This window comes from Ruegeria sp. CDSA193, assembly GCF_059611885.1.
Genome location: NZ_JBXWPN010000003.1, coordinates 258494 through 285232, shown reverse-complemented (window position 1 = coordinate 285232; position 26739 = coordinate 258494). Strand labels below are relative to the sequence as shown.

General features: G+C 56.2%; 24 protein-coding genes. 21 read left to right on the top strand and 3 right to left on the bottom strand.

What is annotated here, in order from left to right; all coding sequences use genetic code 11:
• Positions 1-17 precede the first annotated feature (17 nt).
• From AC2FLG_RS06845 to AC2FLG_RS06825, 5 genes are all read left to right on the top strand, one after another.
• Positions 18-905, top strand: a complete 888-nt coding sequence (locus AC2FLG_RS06845) for a LysR family transcriptional regulator (protein WP_142637763.1) — start codon at positions 18-20, stop codon at positions 903-905.
• Between the two features lie 341 nt (positions 906-1246).
• Positions 1247-2197 (top strand): ABC transporter substrate-binding protein, encoded by a 951-nt coding sequence (locus tag AC2FLG_RS06840; RefSeq protein ID WP_496705558.1) that lies wholly within the window; start codon positions 1247-1249, stop codon positions 2195-2197.
• Between the two features lie 77 nt (positions 2198-2274).
• Positions 2275-3312 (top strand): quaternary amine ABC transporter ATP-binding protein, encoded by a 1038-nt coding sequence (locus AC2FLG_RS06835; RefSeq protein ID WP_496705557.1) that lies wholly within the window; start codon positions 2275-2277, stop codon positions 3310-3312.
• Positions 3305-4894 (top strand): ABC transporter permease, encoded by a 1590-nt coding sequence (locus tag AC2FLG_RS06830; RefSeq protein ID WP_496692980.1) that lies wholly within the window; start codon positions 3305-3307, stop codon positions 4892-4894. The genes AC2FLG_RS06835 and AC2FLG_RS06830 overlap by 8 nt, the downstream gene beginning before the upstream one ends.
• A gap of 51 nt (positions 4895-4945) precedes the next feature.
• The gene (locus AC2FLG_RS06825; RefSeq protein ID WP_496701259.1) at positions 4946-5920 is read left to right on the top strand and encodes an arginase family protein; all 975 of its coding nucleotides are present in this window, start codon (positions 4946-4948) and stop codon (positions 5918-5920) included.
• On the opposite strand, the gene speB is transcribed toward AC2FLG_RS06825, so the two are convergent.
• Together speB and AC2FLG_RS06815 are read right to left on the bottom strand one after the other, a co-directional pair.
• Complete coding sequence (gene speB / locus AC2FLG_RS06820; RefSeq protein WP_281973179.1) at positions 5917-6885, bottom strand: agmatinase; 969 nt, start codon at positions 6883-6885, stop codon at positions 5917-5919. The genes AC2FLG_RS06825 and speB overlap by 4 nt on opposite strands.
• A 60-nt stretch (positions 6886-6945) precedes the next feature.
• A complete protein-coding gene (locus AC2FLG_RS06815) occupies positions 6946-8463 on the bottom strand; it encodes a trimethylamine methyltransferase family protein (RefSeq protein ID WP_496705554.1) in 1518 nt (505 codons plus the stop codon).
• A gap of 184 nt (positions 8464-8647) precedes the next feature.
• Between AC2FLG_RS06815 and AC2FLG_RS06810 the strand changes: the two genes are divergently transcribed.
• Together AC2FLG_RS06810 and AC2FLG_RS06805 are read left to right on the top strand one after the other, a co-directional pair.
• Complete coding sequence (locus AC2FLG_RS06810) at positions 8648-11083, top strand: GcvT family protein (protein WP_496705552.1); 2436 nt, start codon at positions 8648-8650, stop codon at positions 11081-11083.
• A gap of 88 nt (positions 11084-11171) precedes the next feature.
• Positions 11172-12143: a LysR family transcriptional regulator gene (locus AC2FLG_RS06805; protein WP_271949993.1), complete on the top strand. Its 972-nt coding sequence runs from the start codon at positions 11172-11174 to the stop codon at positions 12141-12143.
• A gap of 2 nt (positions 12144-12145) precedes the next feature.
• On the opposite strand, the gene AC2FLG_RS06800 is transcribed toward AC2FLG_RS06805, so the two are convergent.
• Positions 12146-13165: a LacI family DNA-binding transcriptional regulator gene (locus tag AC2FLG_RS06800; protein WP_142637781.1), complete on the bottom strand. Its 1020-nt coding sequence runs from the start codon at positions 13163-13165 to the stop codon at positions 12146-12148.
• Between the two features lie 263 nt (positions 13166-13428).
• On the opposite strand from AC2FLG_RS06800, the gene AC2FLG_RS06795 reads away from it, so the two are divergent.
• The 14 genes from AC2FLG_RS06795 (at position 13429) to AC2FLG_RS06730 (ending at position 26725) form a co-directional block, all read left to right on the top strand.
• Positions 13429-15723 carry a bifunctional salicylyl-CoA 5-hydroxylase/oxidoreductase gene (locus tag AC2FLG_RS06795; RefSeq protein WP_496705551.1) on the top strand — a complete coding sequence of 765 codons (2295 nt, stop codon included), beginning with the start codon at positions 13429-13431 and terminating at the stop codon, positions 15721-15723.
• Entirely contained in the window at positions 15720-16451 is a 732-nt protein-coding gene (locus AC2FLG_RS06790; RefSeq protein WP_496702301.1) for an SDR family NAD(P)-dependent oxidoreductase, read from the top strand. Before AC2FLG_RS06795 ends, AC2FLG_RS06790 begins: the two co-directional genes overlap by 4 nt.
• Positions 16448-16915 carry a MarR family winged helix-turn-helix transcriptional regulator gene (locus AC2FLG_RS06785; protein ID WP_142637787.1) on the top strand — a complete coding sequence of 156 codons (468 nt, stop codon included), beginning with the start codon at positions 16448-16450 and terminating at the stop codon, positions 16913-16915. Before AC2FLG_RS06790 ends, AC2FLG_RS06785 begins: the two co-directional genes overlap by 4 nt.
• Positions 16905-17705: an enoyl-CoA hydratase family protein gene (locus tag AC2FLG_RS06780; RefSeq protein ID WP_496705550.1), complete on the top strand. Its 801-nt coding sequence runs from the start codon at positions 16905-16907 to the stop codon at positions 17703-17705. The genes AC2FLG_RS06785 and AC2FLG_RS06780 overlap by 11 nt, the downstream gene beginning before the upstream one ends.
• The gene (locus AC2FLG_RS06775; RefSeq protein WP_496701249.1) at positions 17705-18856 is read left to right on the top strand and encodes an acyl-CoA dehydrogenase family protein; all 1152 of its coding nucleotides are present in this window, start codon (positions 17705-17707) and stop codon (positions 18854-18856) included. Before AC2FLG_RS06780 ends, AC2FLG_RS06775 begins: the two co-directional genes overlap by 1 nt.
• On the top strand, positions 18856-20466 hold the full coding sequence (locus AC2FLG_RS06770) for an AMP-binding protein (protein ID WP_496705548.1): 1611 nt from the start codon (positions 18856-18858) through the stop codon (positions 20464-20466). Before AC2FLG_RS06775 ends, AC2FLG_RS06770 begins: the two co-directional genes overlap by 1 nt.
• A gap of 126 nt (positions 20467-20592) precedes the next feature.
• A complete protein-coding gene (locus AC2FLG_RS06765; RefSeq protein ID WP_271950002.1) occupies positions 20593-21723 on the top strand; it encodes an ABC transporter substrate-binding protein in 1131 nt (376 codons plus the stop codon).
• Between the two features lie 52 nt (positions 21724-21775).
• Complete coding sequence (locus AC2FLG_RS06760) at positions 21776-22696, top strand: branched-chain amino acid ABC transporter permease (RefSeq protein ID WP_281995512.1); 921 nt, start codon at positions 21776-21778, stop codon at positions 22694-22696.
• Positions 22697-22698: 2 nt separating this feature from the next.
• Positions 22699-23679, top strand: coding sequence for a branched-chain amino acid ABC transporter permease (locus tag AC2FLG_RS06755; protein WP_271950103.1), 981 nt, complete (start codon positions 22699-22701; stop codon positions 23677-23679).
• Positions 23672-24421, top strand: coding sequence for an ABC transporter ATP-binding protein (locus AC2FLG_RS06750; protein ID WP_282027717.1), 750 nt, complete (start codon positions 23672-23674; stop codon positions 24419-24421). Before AC2FLG_RS06755 ends, AC2FLG_RS06750 begins: the two co-directional genes overlap by 8 nt.
• Entirely contained in the window at positions 24418-25104 is a 687-nt protein-coding gene (locus AC2FLG_RS06745; RefSeq protein WP_496692991.1) for an ABC transporter ATP-binding protein, read from the top strand. Before AC2FLG_RS06750 ends, AC2FLG_RS06745 begins: the two co-directional genes overlap by 4 nt.
• Positions 25104-25511: an acyl-CoA thioesterase gene (locus AC2FLG_RS06740; protein ID WP_496705547.1), complete on the top strand. Its 408-nt coding sequence runs from the start codon at positions 25104-25106 to the stop codon at positions 25509-25511. Before AC2FLG_RS06745 ends, AC2FLG_RS06740 begins: the two co-directional genes overlap by 1 nt.
• Complete coding sequence (locus AC2FLG_RS06735) at positions 25508-25903, top strand: RidA family protein (RefSeq protein ID WP_496705546.1); 396 nt, start codon at positions 25508-25510, stop codon at positions 25901-25903. The genes AC2FLG_RS06740 and AC2FLG_RS06735 overlap by 4 nt, the downstream gene beginning before the upstream one ends.
• Positions 25904-26362: 459 nt before the next feature.
• Entirely contained in the window at positions 26363-26725 is a 363-nt protein-coding gene (locus AC2FLG_RS06730; protein ID WP_496705545.1) for a hypothetical protein, read from the top strand.
• Positions 26726-26739: the final 14 nt, after the last annotated feature.

Below are 26739 nucleotides of genomic sequence, written 5' to 3'. Positions count from 1 at the left end.
TGCAGAAAAACTGAAGTATGGCGATCAAGATTGAAACACTGCGCAGTTTTTGCACGGTTGTGCAGACTGGTAATCTGACCGAGGCCGCCGACCGTCTTGGACGAACGCAATCGGCGGTGTCGATGACGCTGAAGCAGCTTGAGGAGCACCTGGGTAAGAAGCTGTTCGAGGGAGAGCGCAAAAATCGACTGTCAGAAGTGGGTCGGCAGGTTCATGATTTGGCTTTGAAGCAGGTCAGACAGTTCGATCAAACAGTTCAGGATATCGAGGCAATAGCCAGCGCAGAGTACGGCCTGTTGCGGATCGTGTCTGTGCCGTCGGTGGCGGCTCTTGCCTTTCCCAAGGTGCTGAGTCACATGAATAGCCATTTCCCCGATATCAGGATCGAGCTCCGCGATACCGATACACAGCAGGTACTGGACGCGGTTGTGCAAGGAAAAGCGGATATCGGCATTGCATCCGGATATCTTGCGCTAAACGGGGTCACAGCCACGCCCTTGTTCGAAGACAGGTTTGGGGTGGTTTGCACGGCTGCTCACCCGCTGGCACAGCAATCGGAGATGCCAACCATCGAACAGGTGGCTTCGGTTCCCTTCATACGCAATGCTCTGTGCGATCTGGTTCAGTCCCCGCGGTTTCACGCGGCGATTTCGAAGGCCGGTGTGACCATTCAGAACACCCATTCACTGATCGCATTGGTGCGCACCGAGGAATGGGTGACGGTTTTGCCGCAAACCGTTGCACGGTCTCTTCCTGAGGCTATCGTCTTCCGTCCTATAGCTGATCTCGAAGATCAAAGGCAGGTGTATCTTTATGTCTCGCAACGCTCGCGCTTTCAAACGCTGACGGACGCGTTTGGGGACTTCATCCTGAAGCAGGATCTTGTACTGGGATCTGAGGACTGACTGGATAAAATCTGTGCCCCTGTCTGAGATGGCGCCGCTTAGGGGATATTGATGGCAGACAAGCCCACTCAAGAATCGGCTGCACCTATTTCAGGCGTCATATCGATCAAGATCAGAATAAACCGAAACTAATATTCGAGAAAGACGCATATATCGATTTGTGGCATGTTGTTCTTGATGGGTCATGTGTCGGCATGTTTGAATTTTCCTGTCAAACCGGCGCGCCCGGTAACTGGCTAAGAAAGGGGGATGGAACGTCATCCCGATGTCGTTTGACAGGCGTACCGCTGCCCAGAGGGTAAGAAGAACAGCGCCTCGAACGCCCAACACGGAGAAATAATATGAACAAACTCAATATGTTACTGGGAGGCGCGTCGATGATGGTCGCTGTGCCTGCTTTTGCTGCTGACATTGTGATCGGTGTGCCGAACTGGCCATCGGTAAATGCAACAGCGCACATTCTAAAGGTTGCGATCGAACAAAATCTGGGGCTAGAGGTCGAGCTTCAGAATGGCACCAACCCGATCGTGTTCGAGGCGATGGATTCCGGCGCCATGCACGTACACCCCGAAGTGTGGATGCCGAACCAGCAGAACCTGCATGACACCTATGTAACCGAAAAGGGTACAGTTACCTTCAATTCCAATGGCGTTGAGGCATTTCAGGGAATGTGTGTCGACAAGGCGACCGCTGATGCCAATGATATCCGGTCCATTGACGACCTAACCAATCCTGACATCGCGGCACTGTTCGACAGCAATGGCGACGGGCAGGGCGAAGTATGGATCGGTGCCCCCGGCTGGGCGTCGACCAATGTCGAGAAAATCCGGGCCAAATCATATGGCTATGACCAAGTCATGGAACTGACCGAGATAGACGAAACCGTCGCCTATGCGAACCTTGATAACGCGATCAAAGCGGGTGAGCCTTGGGTGGGTTTCTGCTATACGCCGCATTACGTGTTTGAACTGCATGATCTTCAGATCCTGGAAGAGCCAGCCTATGACGCGGCAAAATGGAATGTCCTGCAGCCCACGGATGATCCGGATTGGCTGGAGAAATCCGAAGCAGGTGTCGCCTGGGATTTGGCCTATCTGCACCTTCACTATGCCAAATCTCTTGAGGATGAGTACCCCGAGGTTGCTCGGCTGTTGTCCAACATGAAACTGGATACTGCCGCTGTCTCGGCCATGACTTATGCGCTTGTCATAGATGGCAAAGAGCCGCTCGCATATGCCGAAGAATGGGTCGGTGCGAACGAAGATGCGGTTCTGAACTGGATGTCAGAGTGATCGGTAACGCTCGGAACTGAATTACAGATAGGCCGCCGGGAATGCCTGGCGGCCTGTTTTGCATTGAAGGGGCAAGTATGACCGAAACAGTCGTTAAGCTGACAGATGTCTGGAAGATTTTCGGTGCGCGGGCAGAGGAGGCCATGACCGCAGTACGGGATGAAGGGATTGGAAAGCCTGAAGTTCTTGAAAGGTATAATTGTGTGGTCGGCGTACAGGGTGCGTCTTTCGAAGTCCCGCGCGGCGAAATCTTCTGCATTATGGGTCTTTCGGGATCCGGGAAATCCACGCTGGTGCGCCACGTGAACCGCTTGATCGAGCCGACCTCAGGCAAGATCGAGATTCTGGGCCAGGACGTATCCAAAATATCCGAGGCTGAGCTGCGCCGTATCCGCGCGCAGCAGATCGGGATGGTTTTCCAGCATATGGCGCTGATGCCGCACCGATCTGTCAGAGACAATGTGGCCTATCCTTTGGAAATTCGAAAAGTGTCCAAATCCAAGCGCTGGGCCGTCTCGGATCATGCGCTGGGTCTGGTGGACCTGACCGGGTACGAAGACCGCCTGCCCAAGGAATTGTCGGGCGGGATGCAGCAGCGTGTCGGGATCGCTCGCGCGCTGGCCTCGGACCCGGAAATCCTGTTGATGGACGAGCCCTTTTCGGCGCTTGATCCGCTTATCCGGCTGCAACTGCAGGACCAGTTTAAAGCGCTGGTTGCCCAGTTGCAGAAAACGACGTTGTTCATCACCCATGATCTGGACGAAGCGATCCGCATTGGCCACCGCATCGCGATCATGAAAGATGGCGTCATCGTTCAGATCGGTACGCCCGAAGATATCGTGATGAACCCGGCTGATGACTATGTGCGCGAGTTTGTTCAGGGCATTTCCAAGTTGAAACTGGTCAAGGCACACTCGATCATGGAGCCACTGGACAGCTATTCCGGCCCGACCGACGGCGCGCCGCGCGCGGATGAGGGGGCCGATCTGGATCAGCTGATCGACCTTGCCGTCAACACGGACCTGCCGGTGATCATCACCGATGCAGGGCAAGACGTCGGCGTCGTCACCAAACCGCGCCTGCTGCGCGGAATTCAGGGGGGCAAGAATGACTGATGTAACCACCGAAGTGAAAGTCACCGCCGCCTCGGATATCGAGGTTGACCATGAGGCACTGGATCGGTCCATTCACGAGTTTGCTGGTCCGAACGGGGACTATTACGTCAAGGCGTTTCACAAGATCCATGATGCAACCAGTGCGGTTCCGAATACGTTCAATCTCTGGGCCGCGGTTCTGGGGCCTTTGTGGTCAGCATCACGAGCCATCTGGGGGATGTTCTGGACCTTCCTGATCCTGGAAATCATCGCTTGGGTTCAGATCGGGCGTGGCGCCTGGGGCAATCCGGGCGCTGACATGGTGGAACGTGCCGAACGTCAGCAGGCACGCGCCGACGAGCTGCTGGCGCGAGCGGCCGATGCGACAGAGAAGGCCGATATTGACCGTTTCACCAAGCTGGCAGCGAATATACAGAAAGCCGCCGATACCAGCTTTGGAAAAGCCGCGGCCGCGCAGTCTGAAGCGCTGAGCATCATGATCACCGGATTGCTGATGCTGCTGGTCTTCAAACTGGCACAGGGCTTCTATGCCGACCGCGTCTATGAAAAACAGTATTCAAAATGGCGGACCGATCCGGATAGTACCGAAAGTGGCCAGTCCAGGCGAAATATGGTGCTGGGGGCTGTGCTTGTTGCGGCGATTGGGCCGTTGATTGTCTACAAATTCACGGTCAATGCGTCGATGGCCATGTTGGATGCATTCCCCGAAAAAGAAGTGTCCGCACTGATATTGGGTGAGGGCGGCGGGACCCTGTTTTCAAACCTTGCAAGCTGGATGGAGGCGCAGATAGATGCCGCCGCTCTTGCTGGCGGGGACGTATTCGATGGGATCGTCGCTGGGGTTCGGTCGGTTCTGGATGCCCTGACCATTGCGCTGATCGGGTCGCCTTGGCCGGTTGTGATGTTGGTGATATGTGTGACGGCTTGGCGGGCTGCAGGCCCCCGAGTGGCGATCTTCACGGCGTCTTCATTGGCCTATATCGCCTTGCTGGGATATTGGGATGTGGCGATGGAAACCGTGGCGCTGGTCGGTGCGGCGGTGCTGTTATGCGTTGTTTTTGGCATTCCACTGGGCATTTGGTTTGGCAAGTCCAGGCGTGCCTACCGCGCGGCAGAGCCCGTGCTGGACTTGATGCAGACTTTGCCGGCCTTCGTCTATCTGATCCCGATTATCGCCTTCTTTGGTACCGGCAACCCGCCCGGCATTCTGGCCACGATCATCTTTGGCATGCCGCCGGTCATCCGACTGACCGCGCTGGGCATGCGCGGGGTGCCCGACAGTATCAAAGAGGCTGCTGTGGCTTTTGGGGCCTCGAAATGGCAGTTGCTGAAGGATGTCGAGATACCTCTGGCCTTGCCGTCGATCATGACCGGGGTGAACCAGACCATCCTGATGTGCCTATCGATGGTGGTGATTATTTCGCTGATCGGTGGCGGAGGGCTGGGCAAGGAAATCCTTGAGGCGTTGCAATACGCAGCCAAGGGGCCCGGCCTGTTGGGCGGCTTTGCCATTTTGTTCCTTGCTATGGTCATGGACCGTATTGTTCAGGGCGCATTCCGGCGAGAAGACGAAAGAATCTGAACTTCTATGCCCTCGGCCCAGGCCGGGAGCATTTTTTTACCGGAGGATGAAATGGTCGACCGCTATGAGCAGTCCATGATGGACAATTTGTACTGGTGGGGCATACCGACGATGTTTCGCTGCCCCAATATCGGACCCGAGGGGCAGGATATTGCACTTGTTGGTGTGCCGCATTCGACCGGAAACGGGACAACCGAAAGGGATCAGCATCTGGGCCCGCGCGCCTTGCGGAATGTCTCGGCGGTACAGCGCAGGGTCCATTCGGTTTTTGAGATCGACCCCTGGAGCCGCGCCAAGATTGCCGATGTCGGCGATGTACCCTTTCCGCGCGCCAACGACAACGAAGACTGCATCGAACGCATTACCGCCTTTTACAAGGACATAGATGCGGCAGGTGCGCGCCCGGTATCCGTTGGCGGTGACCATTCCATTACCGGCGGGATCGTACAGGCGCTGGGATGTGGGAAGCTGGCCGGAGGAGAGCCGATTAGTTTTCTGCATCTGGATGCCCATACGGATGTGTTTACAAAGGTCGATCACTTTTTGGGGGCAAAGAAATCGGCAGCCCATTGGGGGGCTTATCTGGCCGATCAGGGGCAGGTTGATCCAGCCCGTTCGATGCAAATCGGCCTGCGAGGCCATCCGCGCAGCCTGGACTGGCTGCAGCCTTCTTACGACTATGGGTACAACATCGTCACCATGCGCGAATTCCGTCAGCGCGGGCTTGCAGATGTAGTGGCGCAGACCAAAGAGGTTCTAGGCGAACGACCGGTCTATATTACCTTCGATCTGGATTGCCTTGATCCGACAATCGCTCCGGCGGTTTCTAATCTGGAACCGGGCGAAAAGGGGTTCGATATTGATGAGGCCGTGGGTATCCTGCGTGCCGCGCGCGGTTTGAACATTGTCGGCGGTGACGTTGTTTGCATGATGCCGACTAAGGACAGCCCCAACAACATCACCGCCCTGACCGCGGCGGCGGTGATGTTCGAGATGATCTCGATGATTGCCGAAAACACCGGTTAGCGGCGGGCGTCTACGGCCTGTGCCAGAACACACAGTAGCTCGAACATCAGTGAGATGCCCAGCCAGGCCGTGCCCCCAGCGGCATCGAAGGGGGGCGCGACCTCAACCAGATCAGCGCCGACCAGATTGACGCCGCTTAACTGGCGGATCACCTGCTGCGCCTGAAAACTGTTCGGCCCGCCGATCTCTGGCGTGCCGGTGCCGGGGGCATAGGTGGGGTCCACAAAGTCGATGTCATAGGTGCAATAGGTCTGACCTGTTCCGACGATCTCCCGCACCTCCGCCATGACATCGTCAATGCCGCGGTCGAACAGTTCTTCGATGCGGATGATGCGGATGCCCTGTGCCTCGGCCCAATCGATATCGTCTGTGTTATAGGCCGTCCCGCGTATGCCGACTTGGACAAAGCGCTTGGGGTCTACAAGGCCCTCTTCAACGGCACGACGAAACGGTGTGCCATGGGTGTATTTGTAGCCACCGAAATAGCTGTCGAACAGGTCGGTGTGGCTGTCGAATTGAATAAGGCCTAATGGCTCCGACTTGGCCAGAGCGCGCAAGACGGGCAGGGTGGTCAGGTGGTCGCCGCCCGCGGTTAGCGGCGTTATGCCCCGTTCGGTCAGATCGTCATAGAAAGACGTGACTCGGTTCATGGTGTCTTCGATGTCCACCGGGTTCGGCGCGACATCACCCAGATCGGCGCAATTCACCATGGCAAAAGGGGCTACACCGGTGACCGGGTTCATTGCGCGGATCATGGTCGAATAGTCGCGCAACTGCCGAGGCCCGTGCCGCGCGCCTGGGCGGTTTGTGGTGCCGCCATCCCACGGGATCCCGATGATCCCAATATCAACTTCGTTGATCCGGTCGTCCTTGGGGGTCAGTTCGGGAAGGCGCATGAACGTGGGGACACCAGCGAAACGCGCAAGCTCCATTGCCGAGACCGGCTGAAAGAAGGGATTTGTCATGAGGGCCTCATCTGAGTGTATGTGCTGCAAGCCTACTGGCTAGAGTCGGTCGACGTAAGTCTAATACAGAATGCGAAACCGTCTGCGGATTTCAGCGTCCTGTTCTTCGGTCAGGTATTGCGGATGATGTCGTGCCAGGATGTCCTTTGCGTGCCGGCGGGCAACCGTCCACGCATCGGCGGCCCCATCGGTCTGCCATGTCCGAGGTTCGTTCCGGTCAGCCAGCGCTGGATAGAAGTAATCCCGTTCCATCGCAGCATAGGTGTGGGCGCTTCCCAGAAAATGACCGTCGCCCAGTACCGCATGACAAATGGCGTCGAATCCCAGGTTTTCGTCGGTCACTTCGATGCCGCGCAAAGCGCGATAGGTGTGAGAGTGCATTTCGTCGTCAAGAACGAACCCTTCGAAACTGGCGCCCAGCAACGAAGCGGTCATGCCCGAGCTTTCGTAGATCAGATTGCCGCCAGCCAGCGCCGCAGCGAGCGAGGTCATTCCTTTCTCGGCTCCGTACTGTGCGTCGACAGCTTTCGCATCAGTCATCGAGGCGGCCACACCCGAAGGCAGCCCCAGTGCGTTGGTGATCTGCGCCGACGCCGCGTTTAGAATGGCGGTCTCGCCACTGCCGCCTGCGAAAGAACCCGTGCGCAAATCAACGATGAAAGGCCAGTTGGAAAACACCATCGGAAAACCGGGTTTGATCGCATTGACCATGACAAGGCTGGCCAGCGTCTCGGCCAAAGATTGCGCCAGAAACCCGGCGAGTGTCGCCGGTGCAGTGGCGCCCGCCTGTGCGGCGGTGATACAGGACATCGGGATGTTATGGGCGATACATTCATAGACAACGTCCACCGCATCCTCGCCATAGCGCAGCGGTGAAATCACCGGGCTGATATGGGCCTTCAGAAACGGTCGCTTGGCGAACTCACCCGGCCCGCCTGCAACGATGTCGAGCATTTCGACGATCGGGGCCACATGTTCGGCAAGGGTAAACGATGTGGCAATCGGTTTGGTGGTATTGCGCACCAGCGCGTAAACTGTGTTCACATCCAGATCGAAAACATCGGGCAAATCGGTTGCGACACAGCAGCGCGTGAACCAGCTGACATTGGCCAGCGTATCTTGAAGCCGCGTGAAATCATGCAGGTCGGCCAGCGTGGAGGGGCGATAGTGACCGCTCTCCAGATCCAGCGTCTGCACCGCCGCACCGCCGGTGCCAAAGAACACACGATTTCCGCCCACTTCGATCGAGCGCGCTTCGTCCCGGCCATGAAACGAGATAGTCTTGGCAGCGGACCCAATAGCGCCTTCAACCATGTTTCGAGGAAATAGCAGCCGCCCTTGCTGTCCGGATTGTGCACCGGCTGACCGCAGATCGTTGGCCAGCCTGTCCGGGACCTCGCCCATGCCGAGAGTTTCCAGAAGCCTTAAGGCGGTATTGTATATTTGTTTGACTTCGGATTGTGTCAAAGGTTGAAAGCGACCACCGGCTTGCCCGGGGGGGCACGGATCTATGGCGGGCTCTGCTGCGCGTTGCGCAAGACGCGCATTTCGACCGCTTCTTTTACTGCCCTTTGACAACGCCCAATCCTTTTCATGTCAGAAGTCCCGGAACCGTAAAGGGCGATGCGGGGTCTCTGCAAAAGGGAAATGCGCCTTTCAGAATCCTCAATCGTAGTTTCGATTTTTCAGCACAAGCCATTCGTAAGCTGTTGCGAAGACCTGTTTTCAGCAAAACCTATTGGGGTTCAGAGGAGCAAAGCCAATGAAGTCGCGGACAAAAGTAGTGGTAATTGGTGGCGGGATCGCAGGGTGCTCAACTCTGTATCACCTGACGCAAGAAGGATGGGCAGATGTCGTCCTGGTCGAACGAAACGAGTTGACCTCTGGTACCACATGGCATTCCGCGGCGCAGGTGACGAATTTCGGAACAAACCAAACCATGGTTGGGCTGAAATCCCATTCGATCAAGCTGTACCAAGACCTGGCTGCCAACCCGGACTATCCCATCAACTATCACCACGGCGATGGCGGGATCAGGCTGGCGAATACCGAAGCGCAAATGCAGGGATACCGCCATTTCGCGTCGATGGCCCGGGGGATGGATGTCCATTTCGAGGTTATTGATGCCGAAGAATGCGCTCGGCGGCACCCTCTGATCTCGACCGAAAACCTAATTGGCGGGCTGTGGGATCCTTTGGACGGGGATATTGATCCGGCTCAGCTGTGTCAGGCGTTGGCCCGGGCTGCACGTTTGGCCGGGGCCGAGGTGTACCGGAATACCCCGGTTGTCGGGTTGACCCAACACAAGGATGACACCTGGACGGTGCAGACCGAACACGGTGATATCGACTGTGACATCGTGGTGAATGCCTGCGGATATCGTGTGAACGAAGTGGGCGCCTTGATGGGGGTGCACCACCCCGTGGCCTCGATGGAGCATCAGTATTTTCTGACGGAAGAAATTCCTGCAATCCGCGATGCCGGCCAACGAATGCCTTTGCTGCGATGTCCGATCAGCGATTTCTACTGTCGACAAGAAAAGAACGGCCTCTTGCTGGGGTTCTATGAACAGGACTGCAAGACCTGGGGCATGGACGGGATCGATCCAAATTTTGTAAATGCGCTTTGCCCGGACGATCTGGACCGCGTGTCGGATGTACTGGAAGGCGCTTTTGCTCGGATGCCTGCGCTGTTAGAGGCCGGGATTCACACGGTCGTCAACGGGCCGATAACCTATACGATTGATGGTGCACCACTTGTCGGGCCGATCCCGGGCAAGCGCAACGCCTTCTGTATCATCGGCCTGCGGGCTGGATTGGGTGAGGGCGGTGGCCATGGTTGGCTGTTGGCCCAGCAGATTGTGCATGGAGAGGCCTGTTATGACACCTGGTGTCTGGACCCGCGCAGGTTCACCGACCATGCGAATGTCGAACTGACGGCACTGAAGGCGGTTGAGGATTATCAAAACGAATTTCGCTTTCATCTCCCGCATGAACACCGCCCCGCGGGGAGGCCTGCTAAGACCACTGCTTTGACCCCGGTTCTGGCGGCCGAGGGCGCCGAATTCACTGTCGTCAATGGATGGGAAAGGGTGGATTACATCAAGCCTGACCCCAGCTTTGAACCGACCCTCAGTTTCGATTTTGACGAAACCTATGATCTGGTCGGGGCCGAGGTGGCAAATGTTCAGTCCAATGTCGGATTGTCCGAGGTGAATGGTTTCAACCGTATCGAGATTACCGGCGCGGATCGGCATGCCTTTCTGGATCGTCTGTTTTGCGGTGCTGTCACGCGCCGCGACGGCAGGGTTGGGCTGGGCTATCTTTTGAACCATCACGGGATGGTCAAAGCCGAAGCGACTGTGGCGAACCTGCCCGCCAGCGATCGCGGCCCTGCCCGGGTCTGGTATGGCTCGGCGGCGGCAAGTGAATTCCACGATATGGATTGGCTAAAGCAGAACCGCCACCCCGATGAAGACGTGCATTTACGCAGTCTGACCAACGACTACACCATTCTGATCCTTGCCGGCCCGAAATCACGTGACGTGCTGGCGTCCTGCGCGCGCGGTGATTGGTCCCCGGCAGCTTTTCCATGGCTGAGCGTCAGGGAGTGCTTTGTTGGCTTCGCTCCGGCAACGGTGATGGCGGTAAGTTTTTCTGGCGAACTGGCATATGAAATCCACGTTCCCAACCCTTCGCTTTATAGCGCATATCTGGCGCTGCGGCGGGCTGGAGAGCGCTTCGGCCTCAAGTTGTTTGGCGCTCGGGCGATCGACTCCATGCGGATGGAAAAGACGTTCCTGCACTGGAAGGCTGATTTGATCACCGAGTTTAATCCTTTTGAAACAGGACTGAATCGGTTTGTGAGGTTGGAAAAGGGCGACTTCATCGGGCGCGATGCCCTGCTGAACCGTGATGCTTATGGGCCGCGGAGAAAACTCGTGCCGCTCCGGTTGGAAACCGAACAGGGATCTGCCCATGCCGGAGCTTCGCTGATGCTGGGTGACACGGTTGTCGGAACAATCACCTCGGGCGAGTGGGGACATCGCACCGGCCTCAATCTTGCCCATGGATTTGTCGATCCGTCACTTGCAGAAATCGGGTGCAAGATAGAGTTGGATCACTGTGGAATACGGGTCAACGCAACGGTGATCGCACCTTCGCCCTATGACCCGGGCCATAGCAGGCTCCGGGCTTGACGCAGAACGGGTTGCAAGTTCCTCATTGCAATGAGGGGCGTTCTTTGTTTCGCTAGTTTTGATGTAATCGAAACAACGGACTGTAAATGTGCCAAAGTCGCTAAGCCTCCGCTGGCTGGAAGTTTTTCAGTTGGTCGCAAAGTCAGGATCGATCCAACAGGTCGCATCGGAAACCGGTTTGTCTATCAGCACAGTTTCCAATCACCTACGAAGCCTTGAGACCGCGTTGGGCATTGATTTGGTGGATCACGGGCGTCGTCCAATGGGTCTGACACCTGCCGGTGAAGTCTATGCGCGCCATGTCCGCGATGGGCTGATCGTTTTGAAAAAGGCCGAGGCGGAGATCCGGTCGGGTAACTGGCGCCATGCGACGGATTTGAGGCTGGCACTGATTGATGATTTCGACAATCAAATCTCGCCAGACTTGTTTCGGTTTCTTGCGCATGCTTTGCCGCGCTGCAGTTTTCGGCATTTCACACGCCCCAGCCATGAGATCATTGCCAAGTTACAGGAACACAAGCTGGATGCAGGGGTGGCGACCCGACCGTTCGAACGGACCGAGGGCCTGATCGAATACCCATTGATGCGCGACCCTTTTATCGTTGTTTTGCCCGGAGCGTTCAGTGGCATGCCCGAGGAGATGTTTTCATCAAACGCAGAATTGCCGTTGCTGCGCTATTCGCGTGATTACGTGATCGGCAAGCAAATTGAGATACAGCTCAGGCGAGGTAAATTTGATCTGCCCAACAGGTTCGAACTGGAATGCAATCAGTCGATCATAGGATTGGTCGCTGAAGGCACCGGTTGGACCATCACCACGGCCGCAAGTTTTCATAGGGCCCACAGATTTCACGACCAAGTTCGGGTGGTGCCATTTCCCGGCCGAAACTTTGTAAGAACAGTGTCTTTATTCACGACCGACGTATACCCCGAGACCACTTCGAAGCTAATCCAGAGAGCGATGGGAAAGCTTATCCGTCAACATTTTACCGACCCGATGTGCGCAAGTCACGCCTGGTTGAAAGGTGAGTTTCGCACCATGGAGAACGAGGCTGCCTGAAGTCAGCCGGGGCGCCCCAGCGATTGGCGTTCGACCAAATTGGTTCGCAACTGTACATTGCAACTTTCGGTGGGCTTTTCGATCAATCCAACCAGTTCCAGCGCAGCCCGTCGACCCATTTCCCGATGTGGGACATGCACGGTCGTCAAGCCTGGATCGGTGATCTGCGCCAGTTCGATATCGTCGAAGCCTGTGACGGATACGTCCTGAGGAACTCTAAGCCCCATCTCTTTGGCCCGGCGCGAGGCACCGATAGCCAGAACATCGTTCCCGCACAGCACCGCTGTTGGTCGATCTTGCCGCGACATCAGACGGGAAAACGCCTCTGCCCCGTTTTCGATTTCATATGGCGTTTCTACGATCGTCAGCCGGTCATTTGGGATATTGTTGCGGCGCATTGCTTCTTGCACCCCTTCGATCCTCAGTCGGGCACGGTCGTTTCCGGTGCTGACACCAGAAATCATACCCAGGGTTCGGTGACCCAGCTTGATCACTTGATTTGCCAGTTCGGCCATGGCCGCACGGTTGTCAAATCCGACCGAAGGGACTGGTGCGTCTGCCTGAAACGACCACGCTATCAGAACCGGAATCCTGCGCTTTGCGAGATAGTCATAGATCCGCGAGTCTCGATCATGCCCGATCAGCAGCAACCCATCCGCCCCCCGTGCAACCAGGTTGCGTATCTGCTCTTCTTCGATCTCAGGCTGATAGGCCGAACTAGAGACAAGCAGGGTATAGCCATGCTGGCGCAGCTCTTCCTGAAAGGCCTGAAGTCCACGCGCAAAGATCGCGTTTTCCATGGTGGGAATGATGGCGCCGATGGTGTGCGACCGTCTGGCAGCCATAACACGTGCGGCAAAATTCGGCGTGTATCCCAAAGCGTCAACGGCAGACTGAACCCGATCACGCGTAGCCTGCACCACCAGGCTCGGAGAATTGAGGCAACGTGAAACCGTGGCGGTCGATACGCCCGCGAGTTTCGCAACATCCTCCAGGGTCGGTGCAGTTTTTGCCTTTGGCATTGTCAAACCTGAAATTTGATTTTGCAAATATGTGTAAGCTCTGCGCCGTTCAGGTGAAAGCGAAATGTAACCGCTTACAGAGATTGATTGCTTTGTCGCAGGCAAACCGGTGCCGGCTTGGCTCAGGAAAATACCAACCCGTCGCGATTTTGTGGGTGGTTATTCAGAATATAGAAACTTCAAGTATAAAATATTTTTACTTGAAGGGATGGGCCACCTGGTCTAGCGTTTCAGGTAAAGCTGCGAATAGGGGGAAGGTAACGATGCGTGTTGCATGTCTCGGCGGCGGGCCGGCTGGCCTCTATTTCGGGATTTCAATGAAGCTCCGCGATCCGGATGCCGAAGTGGTTGTTATCGAGCGAAACCGCCCGGATGACACCTTTGGCTGGGGCGTCGTGTTGTCAGATGAGACGCTGGATAATCTTGCAGCCAATGACGCAGCCAGCGCGGCGGTGATACGTAAACACTTTGCCTATTGGGATGACGTAGCACTTGTGCATAAAGGTCAGCGCACCGTGTCCAGCGGCCACGGATTTTGCGGGATCGGACGCAAGCAACTGCTGCTCATTTTGCAAGACCGAGCGCGCGAGCTTGGTGTCGAGATGCGCTTTGAGACCGAGGTGGCATCAGCCTCGGACTATATGATGAACTTCGACGTCGTTGTGGCTTCGGACGGGCTGAACTCCAAATCACGGGTCGAGTTCGCAGATGTTTTTCGACCCGATATAGACCAACGACGGTGTCAGTTCGTCTGGCTGGGTACGCATCAGAAGTTTGACGACGCCTTCACCTTTATTTTTGAGGAAACGCCAAAGGGCTGGGTCTGGGCACATGCCTATCAGTTCGACCGGGATACGGCGACTTTCATCGTGGAATGCTCGCAACAGACCTTCGATGCTTTTGGGTTTGGTGAGATGACCAAGCAAGAGTCCATCGCTTTGTGCGAAGACATTTTCAAAGATCATTTGGGCGGCCATCCCTTGATGAGCAATGCCAGTCATATCCGCGGCTCGGCCTGGCTGCGGTTTCCTAGGGTCTTGTGCGAAAAATGGAGTTACAAAAACCTGGTATTGCTGGGAGATGCCGCAGCGACCGCACATTTTTCCATTGGCTCGGGAACAAAGCTGGCACTGGAAAGCGCTATAGCGCTGGCTGACTTCGTCCATAAAGAAGATACGCTTGAAGCGGCTTTCGCGCGGTATGAGGACGAGCGTCGTCTTGAAGTGTTGCGCCTGCAATCGGCAGCGCGGAACTCGGTCGAATGGTTCGAGAATGTCGAACGTTACCTCGATCAGGATTCGGTTCAGTTGAATTACGCGATGCTGACACGGTCTCAGCGGATCAGCCACGAGAACCTGCGCCAACGCGATGCCAACTGGCTGGGGCATGCCGAGGCATGGTTCATGCAACAGTCTGGGGGCGTGGTTGATGGTCCGGCCCGGCCCCCGATGTTTGCGCCATTTCGCCTGCGGGGGATGCAGTTGAAGAACCGGATCGTGGTGTCACCCATGGCACAGTACAAGGCGGTTGATGGGTGCCCGGTTGACTGGCACCTGATCCATTACGGTGAAAGGGCCAAAGGTGGCGCCGGGCTGGTATACACCGAAATGACCTGTGTCAGCGCCGAAGGCCGGATCACCCCAGGATGCCCGGGGCTTTATGAGCCCGAACACGAGGCCGCATGGGCTCGACTCACCGAATTTGTCCATGCGGAAACTGACGCCAAAATATGCTGTCAAATCGGCCATTCGGGCCGCAAAGGTTCAACCTGCATCGGGTGGGAAGGAATGGACCAGCCGCTGAAGGAAGGAAACTGGCCTTTGATATCAGCTTCGGCGATCCCTTGGTCCGACGGTAACGCTGTGCCCAGCGCGATGGATCGTGCAGATATGGATAGGGTCACGTCCCAATTTGTGACCGCAACCCGGATGGCAGATCGTGCTGGGTTTGACATGATCGAACTGCATGCGGCGCATGGCTACCTCATCTCGTCCTTTATCTCTCCTTTGTCGAACACGCGCGACGACATGTATGGGGGCAGTCTTGAAAACCGTATGCGTTATCCGCTTGAAGTTTTTTCAGCTATGCGGTCGATCTGGCCCAAAGATAAGCCGATGGCGGTGCGCATTTCTGCCAATGACTGGGTCGGACCTACTGGCGTGACGCCGCAACAAGCTGTGGATATAGCGGCGATGTTCGATGCGGCGGGTGCAGATATAGTGGATGTTTCCGCCGGGCAGACTTCGACCGATGCTAACCCGGTTTACGGCCGTATGTTCCAGACCCCTTTCGCGGACCGCATTAGAAACGAATGCGGCATCAGTACTATGGCGGTGGGGAACATCTATGAAGCCGATCACGTAAATTCTATTCTCATGGCCGGTCGTGCGGATCTGGTGTGCCTTGCCCGGCCTCATCTGGACGATCCGTACTGGACCTTGCACGCGGCTACGGCGTTGGGGGACCGGCAGGAAACTTGGCCCCGCCCCTATGAAGCCGGGCGGGATCAGGCTTGGCGCCTGGCAGATCGCATGGCGGAAACGGCGGGTGAAGTATGAAACATGTCGTCATAACCGGCGGCGGCACCGGCGTTGGTGCGGCTATAGCCCAAGATTTCGCGAATGGCGGAGCAGTCGTTACCATTTTGGGCCGTACAGAGGCCAAGCTGCAGCAGCAAGCTTTGCCGTATGTCCTTTGTGATGTGACCGATGACAAGCAGGTCCTAGCTGCTATTGAAACAGCACGGGCAGAACGCGGCCCAATTTCAATAGCGATTGCGAATGCCGGCGCGGCTCATTCGCTTCCGTTTCATCGGATGACAGCCGATGATCTGCGGACCCTGACGGATGTGAATCTGGTGGGTGTTTTCAATCTTTGGCAGGCGGCTTTGCCTGACATGCAAGCCGCAGGAGCGGGCCGTCTGATTGCCATCGCGTCCACCGCCGGATTGAAGGGCTATCCTTATGTTTCCGGCTATTGTGCGACAAAACATGCGGTGGTCGGGCTGACGCGGTCTCTGGCGGTCGAACTTGCGGCGACGGGCATCACCGTCAATGCGGTTTGCCCGGGGTTTGTGGAAACGCCGATGTTGGATCGCTCGATTGCGAACATCGTCGAGAAGACGGGAATGAGCGCAGAAAATGCGGTGAAAAGCCTGAAAAAGATAAACCCACAGGGTCGTTTCATCCAGGTCGAAGACGTAGCAGGTGCCGTGAGGTGGTTGTGCTCGGATGCGGCAAATTCAGTCAATGGCCACGCGCTTAGCCTGTCCGGAGGCGAGATATGAACCCAAACCCGCTTCAAGCACCATTGGAAGATCCATCCAAAGAGAGGTTGCGGTTATGGCTGCGGCTGCTCAAGACCACGCGTGGCATCGAGGCGGCACTAAGAGAGAACCTCAGAGTAGAGTTTGACACGACACTGCCGCGTTTTGACGTGATGGCAGCCCTGTCGCGGTTCGAAGATGGGCTGAAGATGAGCGAAATCTCGGGTGCGCTGCGCGTTTCGAACGGGAATGTGACCGGAATCGTGGATCGGCTGGCTGATGACGGCCTGCTAGTGCGCGTACCTGTGCCTGGGGATCGTCGTGCCCATCGCGTACGCATGACACAAAAAGGATGCGAGGAATTCGCACGTCAGGCCGCGGCGCATGAGGCTTGGATATCCGATATGCTTGGCCAGTTTTCCGCCGAGGACGCCCGCACTCTGACAACCGAACTCACTATTTCGGAGGAAATCGATGGCCAGTGACGTCAAACATTTTCGCTGCGAAATCCGGAACCGGGTTGCAACGATTGCACTGAACCGACCAGAGCGTAAGAACCCTTTGACCTTCGACAGCTATGCCGAACTACGTGATTGGTTCAGGGATCTGGTCTATTCAGAAGAGGTAGATGCAGTGGTGTTCGCCTCAAATGGTGGCAATTTCAGCTCGGGCGGCGATGTGCACGATATCATCGGTCCGCTAACGCGCATGAAGATGAAGGACCTGTTGCTCTTCACGCGAATGACCGGAGATCTCGTCAAGGCGATTGTGAATTGTGGCAAGCCGGTGATTGCTGCAGTGGACGGTATTTGCGTGGGGGCCGGGGCCATCATCGCTATGGCTGCGGATTTGCGTTTCGCCACCCCGCAGGCCAAATGTGCATTCCTGTTCACGCGGGTGGGGCTGGCAGGGTGCGATATGGGGGCCTGCGCCATCCTGCCCCGTATCATCGGGCAGGGGCGTACGGCCGAACTGCTCTATACCGGACGCAGCATGACCGCTGATGAGGGGCTTTCCTGGGGGTTCTACAATGCGGTGGTTGATCCATCCGAGCTTGACGCTACCGCGCAATCTCTGGCTGACCGTATCGTGGCTGGCCCCAATTTTGCGCATATGATGACCAAGACCATGCTGGCGCAGGAGTGGTCTATGTCGATCGAACAGGCAATCGAGGCAGAGGCACAGGCCCAGGCGATCTGTATGCAAACCGGAGATTTTGAACGCGCCTACAAGGCCTTTGTTGCAAAAGACAAACCAGTATTCGAGGGCGATTGATGGCAGATCAGAGCTTTCTTTCGTGGCCATTCTTTGACCCTCATCACCGGGGCTGGGCGGATCGGGTGCAAGACGTCGCTCGGGGACTAGCTATTGACCATGGCGACCCGGACCAGGCTTGTCGCGATCTGGTCCGCCAGCTGGGCGACGCAGGGCTGCTGCAGCCTACTTCGGACGAAAGCGGCCATTTGGATGTCAGGACGCTGTGCCTCAGCCGTGAAACACTTGCCCGCCATGATGGGTTGGCCGATTTCGCCTTTGCAATGCAGGGGCTTGGAACCGGTGCGATCTCGTTGTTCGGCTCAAAAGGCCAAAAGGCGCATTGGCTGCCGCAAACGCGCTCTGGTCAGGCTATCGCGGCCTTTGCATTGACTGAACCTCAATCGGGGTCGGATGTGGCAAATTCGACAATGACGGCTATCCGTGATGGCAACGACTTTGTCCTGAATGGTGAAAAGACATGGATATCGAACGGGGGTATCGCAGATGTCTACACCCTGTTCGCCCGTACTGGCGAAGCACCCGGGGCCAAAGGGTTGTCAGCTTTTATCATCACTCCTGATCTGAAGGGTTTCGAAGTTGTCGGGCGACTGGACACAATCGCGCCACACCCATTGGCGACGTTGCGTTTCAATGATTTGCGTGTGCCGGCTAGCGCGATGATCGGTCAAGCTGGCGCAGGATTTCGTATTGCAATGTCTGTGCTGGACCTGTTCCGCCCGACGGTGGCCGCCGCTGCGCTGGGATTTGCACGACGCGCGCTGGATGAGGCGCTGACACGGGTATCGGAACGGCAGGTGCAAGGCGCCCCGTTGTTTGATTTGCAGATGGTGCAGGGACACATCGCCGAGATGGCATTAGATGTCGATGCTTCGGCGCTTTTGATCTATCGGGCAGCGTGGGCCAAGGACAGCGGAGCGGCGCGCATCACACGTGAGGCGGCGATGGCCAAGCTGTTTGCTACCGATCAGGCGCAGTTGATTATCGACAAGGCGGTTCAGTTGTTTGGTGGCGACGGGGTGCGTTCTGGGATGGCGGTAGAATCTCTGTACCGAGAAATCCGTGCCTTGCGCATCTACGAGGGCGCCTCGGACGTTCAAAAAGTAATTATTGCACGTCAGACGATGGCCGCGCACATGGAGGGAAGGTGATGCTTGGACCGTCTGCACATACCGACACGTTCAGCCGCGATAACCTGCCCCCCCAGGATCAGTGGCCCGACTTCCTGTTGGCGGGTTTTGCATATTCCGATCATGTGAATGCAGCATATGAGTTGACCGATGCCATGGTTGCCAAGGGCTTTGGTGATCATACCGCTTTGATCGGCAATGGTCGGCAACGAACATATAAAGAGCTCAGCGACTGGACCAACAGGCTGGCACATGTATTGGTCGATGACTTGGGGGTCGAGCCGGGAAACCGGGTGCTGATCCGATCGGCTAACAATCCGGCAATGGTTGCGTGCTGGCTTGCCGCAACCAAGGTGGGAGCGGTTGTCGTCAATACTATGCCGATGTTGCGCGCTGCAGAACTGACGAAAACTGTCGATAAGGCGGAAATCCAGTTTGCATTATGTGATACCCGGCTGATCGACGAAATGCAGTCCTGCGCCAGTGATAGCCGGTTCCTGCAGCGGGTTGTCGGGTTCGACGGAACTTCAAACCACGATGCCGAGCTTGATCGTCTAGCACTTGAAAAACCGGTACAGTTCGATTGCGTTAAAACCGGGCGCGACGACGTGGCCTTGTTGGGTTTCACCTCCGGCTCGACAGGTGAGCCCAAGGCCACCATGCATTTTCACAGAGATATTCTGATCATTGCCGACAGCTATGCGCGTGAGGTGTTGCAGGTCGTTCCGGAGGACGTTTTTGTTGGTTCTCCACCTTTGGCCTTCACATTCGGGTTGGGTGGTCTGGCGGTGTTTCCGTTGCGGTTCGGCGCGACTGCAACCCTGTTAGAACAAGCCTCGCCTGCGGGCATGATCGAGATAATCGAAAAATACAAAGCGACTGTCTGTTTCACTGCGCCAACCGCCTATCGGGTCATGCTGCAGGCGATGGATGACGGTGTAGATCTGTCTAGTCTGCGTGCGGCTGTGTCGGCGGGCGAGACCTTACCGCAGCCAATCTATGACGAGTGGATTTCCAAGACAGGCAAACCAATGCTCGACGGGATCGGCGCGACCGAGATGTTGCACATCTTTATTTCAAACCGGTTTGACGATCACCGCCCAGCCAGTACCGGCAGGCCGGTTACCGGATATGAGGCCAAAGTACTAAACCCAGACGGAACTGAAGCTGCAGTTGGGGATATCGGACGCCTGGCTGTTCGTGGTCCGACAGGGTGCCGGTATCTGAATGATAAGCGGCAGGCGGGTTATGTGACAGATGGGTGGAATATCACTGGTGACAGCTTTTATCGGGACGCAGAGGGGTATTTTCATTTTTCTGCGCGCAATGACGACATGATTATCTCGGCCGGATACAACATAGCCGGACCCGAAGTCGAAGCCGCACTTCTGGCGCATGAAGCCGTTGCGGAATGCGCGGTGATCGGCGTCCCAGATGCTGAGAGGGGTCATATTGTCCAAGCACATGTTGTTCTGGCTTCAGGTACGGCTGATGACGCTATGCGCGAAGCCCTTCAGGCTCATGTGAAATCTATGATTGCCCCGTATAAATACCCGCGCTCGATCCGGTTCTGCGATGGTTTGCCCAAAACCGCGACCGGAAAAGTCCAGCGTTTCCGCCTGAAATCATGATCAATGTATGTAGAATATAGCGGGCAGAAAGAATGTAAGAAAAAGACCGAATTGCCAAAGGCATAGACCGAACGTTGAGAATAATGACATAAATCGCGTTCATAGGGCCAACGAAGGGAGAAGACGATGAAGAGACTATTGGCGGCTGCAGCGATCACCGCGCTGTGCGCGACGGGTGTTACAGCGGAAGTTAAGGTGGGGATGATCACAACGCTTTCAGGCGGCGGGGCCGGTTTGGGCATCGACGTACGGGATGGGTTCATGCTTGCGATTGCTCAATCGGGGCGGGATGATATCGAGGTGGTGATCGAAGACGACCAGCGCAAACCGGATATCGCGGTACAGCTGTCAGACAAGATGATCCAATCCGAACGTGTAGATGTGATGACCGGTATCATCTGGTCAAACCTGGCGATGGCGGTTGTGCCAGCCGCCGTGAACCAGGACGTTTTCTATCTGTCACCCAATGCGGGCCCGTCACCTCTGGCGGGGAAGGGCTGTCACCAGAACTATTTCAACGTCGCCTGGCAGAACGACAACCTGCACGAGGCCGCGGGCGCATACGCCAATGGTGCGGGTTACAAGAGCAGCTTCATACTTGCTCCGAATTACCCGGCGGGTGTCGACGCGCTGACTGGCTATAAACGCTTTTTCGAAGGTGATCTGGCCGGTGAGATCTATACCGAGCTTGGCCAGACTGATTATGCAGCTGAAATCGCGCAAATCCGCGCAAGCGATGCGGATAGCGTCTTTTTCTTCCTGCCCGGCGGGATGGGGATTTCGTTTCTGAAGCAATATGCCGACAGCGGGATCGATCTTCCAGTTGTTGGCCCAGCCTTCAGCTTTGATCAGGGCATTCTGCAGGCGGTAGGCGATGCGGCGCTGGGCGTGGTGAACACTTCGCAGTGGAACAAGGATATCGACAACCCGACCAACGCTGCCTTTGTTGAAAGCTTTCAGGCAGAATACGGACGTCTGCCCTCGCTTTACGCCAGTCAGGGATTCGATACCGCTAACCTGTTGCTTGCCGCGCTTGACAAGGCTGACCCGTCAGATGCGGATGCCTTCCGCGAAGCGCTGAGGGCGGCGGATTTCAACAGCACACGAGGGGATTTCAGCTTTGGCCCGAACCATCATCCGGTTCAGACCATCTATGCGCGCGAAGTGATCAAAGAAGGTGATGTATTTACCAATAAGATCCTTGGCGTAGCTCTTGAAAACCACTCTGATGCCTACGCGGCCGAGTGCAAAATGTAACTGAATTTCTGCCTGCCCCTAAAAGTGGGGCGGGCAGATCACCGGAGTTTCCATGTCCTCGATCCTGATTATCGAGCAGATCCTGAACGGGCTGCAGTTCGGCGTCATGTTGTTTTTGATGGCTGCTGGCCTGACGCTGATCTTCGGGGTGATGGGCCTGATCAACCTGGCCCATGGCTCTTTGTACATGGTGGGTGCATTTGCCGCTGCAGCTGTTGCAGGGGCGACCGGGTCATTTCTGCTTGCTCTGATTGCTGCTCTGGCTGCGGCCGCACTGGCAGGGGTGATCGTAGAAATGCTCGTTATCCGGCGGCTTTATCAGGCACCACATTTGGATCAGGTTCTGGCCACCTTTGCACTGATCCTGATCTTTTCCGAAGGGACAAGGTGGGTCTTTGGGTCTTTCCCATTGTTCCTGGATATTCCAGCGGCACTTTCGGGTCCGATCACGCTGCAGGGCGGGATCGAATATCCCCTCTATCGCCTAACCCTGATCGGGATTGGTCTTGCTGTTGCAGTAGGTTTGTGGGCCCTGATCGAACGCACGCGTTTGGGTGTGCAGATACGGGCCGGTAAGAACGACCGGGAAATGATTGCCGCACTGGGCGTCGACATCTCGAAACTTTATACGTTGGTATTTGCACTAGGGGCGGGGCTGGCGGGGCTTGCCGGTGCTTTGGTTGGGGCAATTCAGTCGGTACAGGTGGGCATGGGTGAACCTGTTCTGATCCTGGCCTTCGTGGTTATCGTAATCGGTGGCATAGGCTCGGTTCGAGGGGCGTTCATCGGGGCGCTGTTGGTTGGGCTAACCGACACGCTGGGCGGGGTTTTCCTGCCCGAGCTGTTCAAACTGTTCATGGAGCCGGGAGCCGCTCAGAAAAGCGGCTCGGCTCTGGCATCAATGGGAATCTATGTCCTGATGGGATTGGTCCTGATCTGGCGCCCAACAGGTCTGTTCGGAGCCCGCGCATGAGAATGAATGAAAGATACATCAATGGCCTGATGATCGCCGGCCTGCTGGCGCTGCCCCTTTGGGCGCTGGCCGCGGACCAGCCCTTCACAATCACGCTTGTGACGCGGGCGGTGATCTTGGCGCTTGCAGCGGTTGGTCTGAATGTCATCCTGGGAATTGGGGGGTTGGTCAGCTTTGGCCATGCTGTTTTCTTCGGGATCGGCGGCTATGCGATGGGCATTCTGACCTATCACGCGCAGACCTACACGGCACTGGATCTGGGCTTGATTTCTATCGAAGGCAGTAAATCCATGCCCGTGATCTGGATAGTTGCGATGCTTACTTCGGGCATTGCTGCCTTTTTCGTCGGTCTTCTGTCCCTAAGAACGTCAGGCGTTTATTTCATCATGATTACGCTGGCCTTCGGACAGATGTTTTACTACTTCGCGATTTCTTGGGCGCAATACGGGGGCGAAGACGGATTATCCATCTATGTTCGCAACGGTTTTCCCGGCCTCAACACATTGGATCCGATCCAGTTTTACGGCATCTGTTTCGCGCTGCTATGTCTCGTCCTGTTCCTGTTTGCGCGGATGCAAGCCGCGCCATTCGGGCTGGCTCTTAATGCGACACGGCAATCTACGGCGCGAGTCGAGACTGTGGGATTGAACCCCATGCGGCTGAAACTTCTGGCCTTTGTTCTGTCCGGCGCTGTCACTGGTCTGGCCGGGGCGCTGTTTGCCGATCTCAACCGGTTCGTTTCGCCGTCTATGTTCAGTTGGCAGCTTTCGGGCGAATTGATTGTGCTGATAATCATCGGAGGTGTCGGACGCCTGATGGGTCCGGTAATTGGGGCTTGCGTGTTTGTCGCGCTCGAGCATTTTCTGGGTGAACTAACCGATTTCTGGCATGTATATTTGGGTATTGTTCTGCTGTGCATCGTTCTGTTTGGTCGCGGTGGCCTGATTGGGCTGCTAACCGGGAAAGAGGGGGCACATGTCTGATCCCGTCCTTGCCACCGAGAGTCTGAACAAAAGCTTTGGTGCGTTAAAGGCTACGGATAACGTCTCGATTGACCTCAGGCCAGGAGAGATCCACGCCATCATTGGTCCGAATGGAGCGGGAAAATCCACGTTGATCCAGCAGATCTGCGGAGGTTTGCAACCGGATTCGGGGCGTGTTTTGCTGTGCGGACAGGATGTGTCGGACCTTGGCACGCAAAAGCGGGCAAGGGCAGGGATGGGGCGGACGTTCCAGATATCGGAACTGTGCATGGAAGATACGGTTCTGGAAAACGTCGTGTTGAGCGCCATGGGTGCGGAAAACCTCGTATGGCGGTTCTGGAAACCTGCCTTGAAACGGCCAGAGCTGCTCGAAAGGGCCGAGGCTGCGCTGGAAAGGGTGGGCCTGGGCGATGAACGCGAAACGCGTTGCGCAAATCTCAGCCATGGTCAACGCCGCCAGCTTGAAGTCGCCGTGGCTTTGACTTTGTCACCTAGGGTCTTTGTCATGGATGAACCGATGGCCGGGCTTGGCGCTGGAGGGTCCAAACGGTTGACCGGGTTTCTTGACGGTCTGCGGGAAGAGGCGCCCATCCTGCTTGTCGAACATGATATGGACGCCGTTTTTGCGCTGGCTGACCGGATCAGCGTATTGGTCTATGGCAAGGTGATCGCAACCGGGACGGCAGATGAAATTCGCGCAAGCCGTGAGGTGCGCGATGCCTATCTGGGGGATGAGGCATGACTTTGTTGCGGGTAGAAAACCTGACCGCGACATACGGCGTCAGTCAGGCTTTATTTGGTGTCGATCTTTCTCTGGCGCAGGGCGAGGTTACAGCCCTTATGGGGCGCAATGGGATGGGCAAGACCACGACTGTCAAAGCCATTTGCCGGATGATCCGGTCCGAGGGCACCCTGTCGCTGAACAATCAGAATCTGCACGCTCTACCCAGCTATAAGGTCGCGCGTCTTGGTGTCGGGCTGGTACCCGAGGGGCGCCGGTGCTTTGCCGACCTGACGGTGCGCGAGAATCTGATCGCCGCTGCCAGACCCGGCGAGTGGACATTGCAGAAGGTGGCTGAACTGTTCCCACGGCTAGAGGAACGTCAGGGCCAAAGGGCAGCCTCACTATCCGGCGGAGAACAACAGATGCTGGCTATCGGGCGCGCCCTGATGACAAATCCGCAGCTCTTGATCCTCGATGAAGCAACCGAAGGGCTGGCTCCGATCGTGCGACAGGAAATCTGGTCGGTCTTGCATCGCCTGAAACAGGAAACCAATGTTTCGATCCTGTTGATCGACAAGTCTCTGAAAGAGTTGGCGCTGGTGTCTGACCGCGCGGTCATTCTTGAGCGCGGTAAAACAGTCTGGTCTGGCGCGATGGTGGATCTTGGTCATGACATCACAGAAAAATATGTGGGGGTCTGATGACTTTTGAATTCCACCAAAAGGTTCTGTTCAAACATTGCGACCCGGCAGGGATTGTCTTTTTTCCGCGCTATTTCGAGATGATCAATGATTGCGTTGAGACCTATTTCGAACAGGTGCTATGCAAACCGTTTGAAGAGATTCATCCTGTTGGCGCAGTGCCTACCGCACAGATACAAACCCGATTTTCAGCGCCCAGCCGTCACGGTGACCATTTGATATTCCGGATGAAGATCACAAAGATCGGACGCAGTTCAGCCGAATACTCGGTCGTGGCCAGTTGTGCGCAAGAGGAGCGACTGACAAGCGTAGCAACGCTTGTTCATGTAGATTCAAAGGGCGGTCCAACGGCCTGGCCCGCAGACATCCGTAAAAAACTCGAGGCATTCAGGGACGACGCGCTATGAGCCACAAGACAATTCACCCCTACGGCTGGTTGCCTGCCAAAGGATATGCCAATGGCGTTTTGACCAAAGATGGAACGTTACATATCGGCGGGCAAATAGGATGGGACGCGAACAAGAAATTTGTCAGCGGCGGGTTCATCGGACAGATGAAACAGGCGCTGCAGAATATCGTTGATATTGTCGAGGCCGCTGGTGGCTCGGCCCGCGATGTGACCCGCCTGACCTGGTTCGTAACAGACAAACGCGAATATCTGTCCCTGCAAGCCGAAGTTGGGGCCGCCTATCGTGAGGTTTTCGGCAGGCATTTTCCTGCGATGTCAATGATCATCGTGGCGGGTTTGGTCGAAGACGAGGCCTTGTTGGAAATTGAAGCGACAGCACATTTATCCTGAAGGCAAGCGACATTGAAACGGGCCCAGCGGAATGAATTTGAGCGATTTTCACCATAGGAGGTGAGAATTCTGCCAAACCTCTTTTCTGAAATCACAGGGCCGCCGAAGCGGGTTGCAGCGGCCTGAACCGCGCTGGATTTTTTACTCGTACCAGAGTTAAAAGGCCAACGTGCAGGGCGTAACCAAGTCATTTGGGCGACCGATTGAATGGTGAAGGGAGACAAAGACAAACTTCCGCCGCTATTTCGTCAGATCAATCACAAATTCATATTTCAAACAGATCCTCAACAAAACATGAGGGTCGACGCAGTGAATAGAGTCACAAGGCATCTAAGTCTCGAAAGACGGCGGTTGTCGCTGATTGCGGCTCTGGCTTTTGCCTCAGGTTTCACTCTTTACTCACATATAGAGGCAACGCGTTTCGGATTGCCCGTCCCGGTTGTTATCGGCCTGATCTATATGGCTGTCATTGTATGCGCGACGGCTCTATCCACCTATTTCCTTCCAGGCTTGCGCCGCGTCACGGATACGGTGGCGATGACGCGTCTGGCATTTGCTCTTTGGGTGGCCGGAACCCAAAGCCATGAGATCGCAGCCTCGCCCACAATCAGCGCCGCCGTTGTGGTAGGGGGCGCGATCTTCGTGTTGCAAACGGGTTCATTGGTTCAAAAGCTGGCCGGTAATCGACCGGATTTCGGCTTTGTCCCTTACATCGTTGGAAACACGCGCCTGTTTCTGGACTGGTTGGATAACGTAGGCGAATATCAGGGTGCCCGGGTCCAGCCTGTATTTGCCGGAAAGACGCCTCGAACGGTGGTCTGATGGCAAAACTCAGG

What these genes read in the sequence shown, in the direction of transcription:
- AC2FLG_RS06740 (WP_496705547.1), top strand. Translation starts at nt 25,104, where the DNA reads ATGACTTTTGAATTCCACCAAAAGGTTCTGTTCAAACATTGCGACCCG.
- AC2FLG_RS06795 (WP_496705551.1), top strand. Translation starts at nt 13,429, where the DNA reads ATGCGTGTTGCATGTCTCGGCGGCGGGCCGGCTGGCCTCTATTTCGGG.
- AC2FLG_RS06825 (WP_496701259.1), top strand. Translation starts at nt 4,946, where the DNA reads ATGGTCGACCGCTATGAGCAGTCCATGATGGACAATTTGTACTGGTGG.
- AC2FLG_RS06765 (WP_271950002.1), top strand. Translation starts at nt 20,593, where the DNA reads ATGAAGAGACTATTGGCGGCTGCAGCGATCACCGCGCTGTGCGCGACG.
- AC2FLG_RS06755 (WP_271950103.1), top strand. Translation starts at nt 22,699, where the DNA reads ATGAATGAAAGATACATCAATGGCCTGATGATCGCCGGCCTGCTGGCG.
- speB (WP_281973179.1), bottom strand. Translation starts at nt 6,885, where the DNA reads ATGACAAATCCCTTCTTTCAGCCGGTCTCGGCAATGGAGCTTGCGCGT.
- AC2FLG_RS06770 (WP_496705548.1), top strand. Translation starts at nt 18,856, where the DNA reads ATGCTTGGACCGTCTGCACATACCGACACGTTCAGCCGCGATAACCTG.
- AC2FLG_RS06810 (WP_496705552.1), top strand. Translation starts at nt 8,648, where the DNA reads ATGAAGTCGCGGACAAAAGTAGTGGTAATTGGTGGCGGGATCGCAGGG.
- AC2FLG_RS06775 (WP_496701249.1), top strand. Translation starts at nt 17,705, where the DNA reads ATGGCAGATCAGAGCTTTCTTTCGTGGCCATTCTTTGACCCTCATCAC.
- AC2FLG_RS06790 (WP_496702301.1), top strand. Translation starts at nt 15,720, where the DNA reads ATGAAACATGTCGTCATAACCGGCGGCGGCACCGGCGTTGGTGCGGCT.
- AC2FLG_RS06830 (WP_496692980.1), top strand. Translation starts at nt 3,305, where the DNA reads ATGACTGATGTAACCACCGAAGTGAAAGTCACCGCCGCCTCGGATATC.
- AC2FLG_RS06780 (WP_496705550.1), top strand. Translation starts at nt 16,905, where the DNA reads ATGGCCAGTGACGTCAAACATTTTCGCTGCGAAATCCGGAACCGGGTT.
- AC2FLG_RS06800 (WP_142637781.1), bottom strand. Translation starts at nt 13,165, where the DNA reads ATGCCAAAGGCAAAAACTGCACCGACCCTGGAGGATGTTGCGAAACTC.
- AC2FLG_RS06835 (WP_496705557.1), top strand. Translation starts at nt 2,275, where the DNA reads ATGACCGAAACAGTCGTTAAGCTGACAGATGTCTGGAAGATTTTCGGT.
- AC2FLG_RS06750 (WP_282027717.1), top strand. Translation starts at nt 23,672, where the DNA reads ATGTCTGATCCCGTCCTTGCCACCGAGAGTCTGAACAAAAGCTTTGGT.
- AC2FLG_RS06840 (WP_496705558.1), top strand. Translation starts at nt 1,247, where the DNA reads ATGAACAAACTCAATATGTTACTGGGAGGCGCGTCGATGATGGTCGCT.
- AC2FLG_RS06760 (WP_281995512.1), top strand. Translation starts at nt 21,776, where the DNA reads ATGTCCTCGATCCTGATTATCGAGCAGATCCTGAACGGGCTGCAGTTC.
- AC2FLG_RS06845 (WP_142637763.1), top strand. Translation starts at nt 18, where the DNA reads ATGGCGATCAAGATTGAAACACTGCGCAGTTTTTGCACGGTTGTGCAG.
- AC2FLG_RS06735 (WP_496705546.1), top strand. Translation starts at nt 25,508, where the DNA reads ATGAGCCACAAGACAATTCACCCCTACGGCTGGTTGCCTGCCAAAGGA.
- AC2FLG_RS06745 (WP_496692991.1), top strand. Translation starts at nt 24,418, where the DNA reads ATGACTTTGTTGCGGGTAGAAAACCTGACCGCGACATACGGCGTCAGT.
- AC2FLG_RS06730 (WP_496705545.1), top strand. Translation starts at nt 26,363, where the DNA reads ATGGCTGTCATTGTATGCGCGACGGCTCTATCCACCTATTTCCTTCCA.
- AC2FLG_RS06785 (WP_142637787.1), top strand. Translation starts at nt 16,448, where the DNA reads ATGAACCCAAACCCGCTTCAAGCACCATTGGAAGATCCATCCAAAGAG.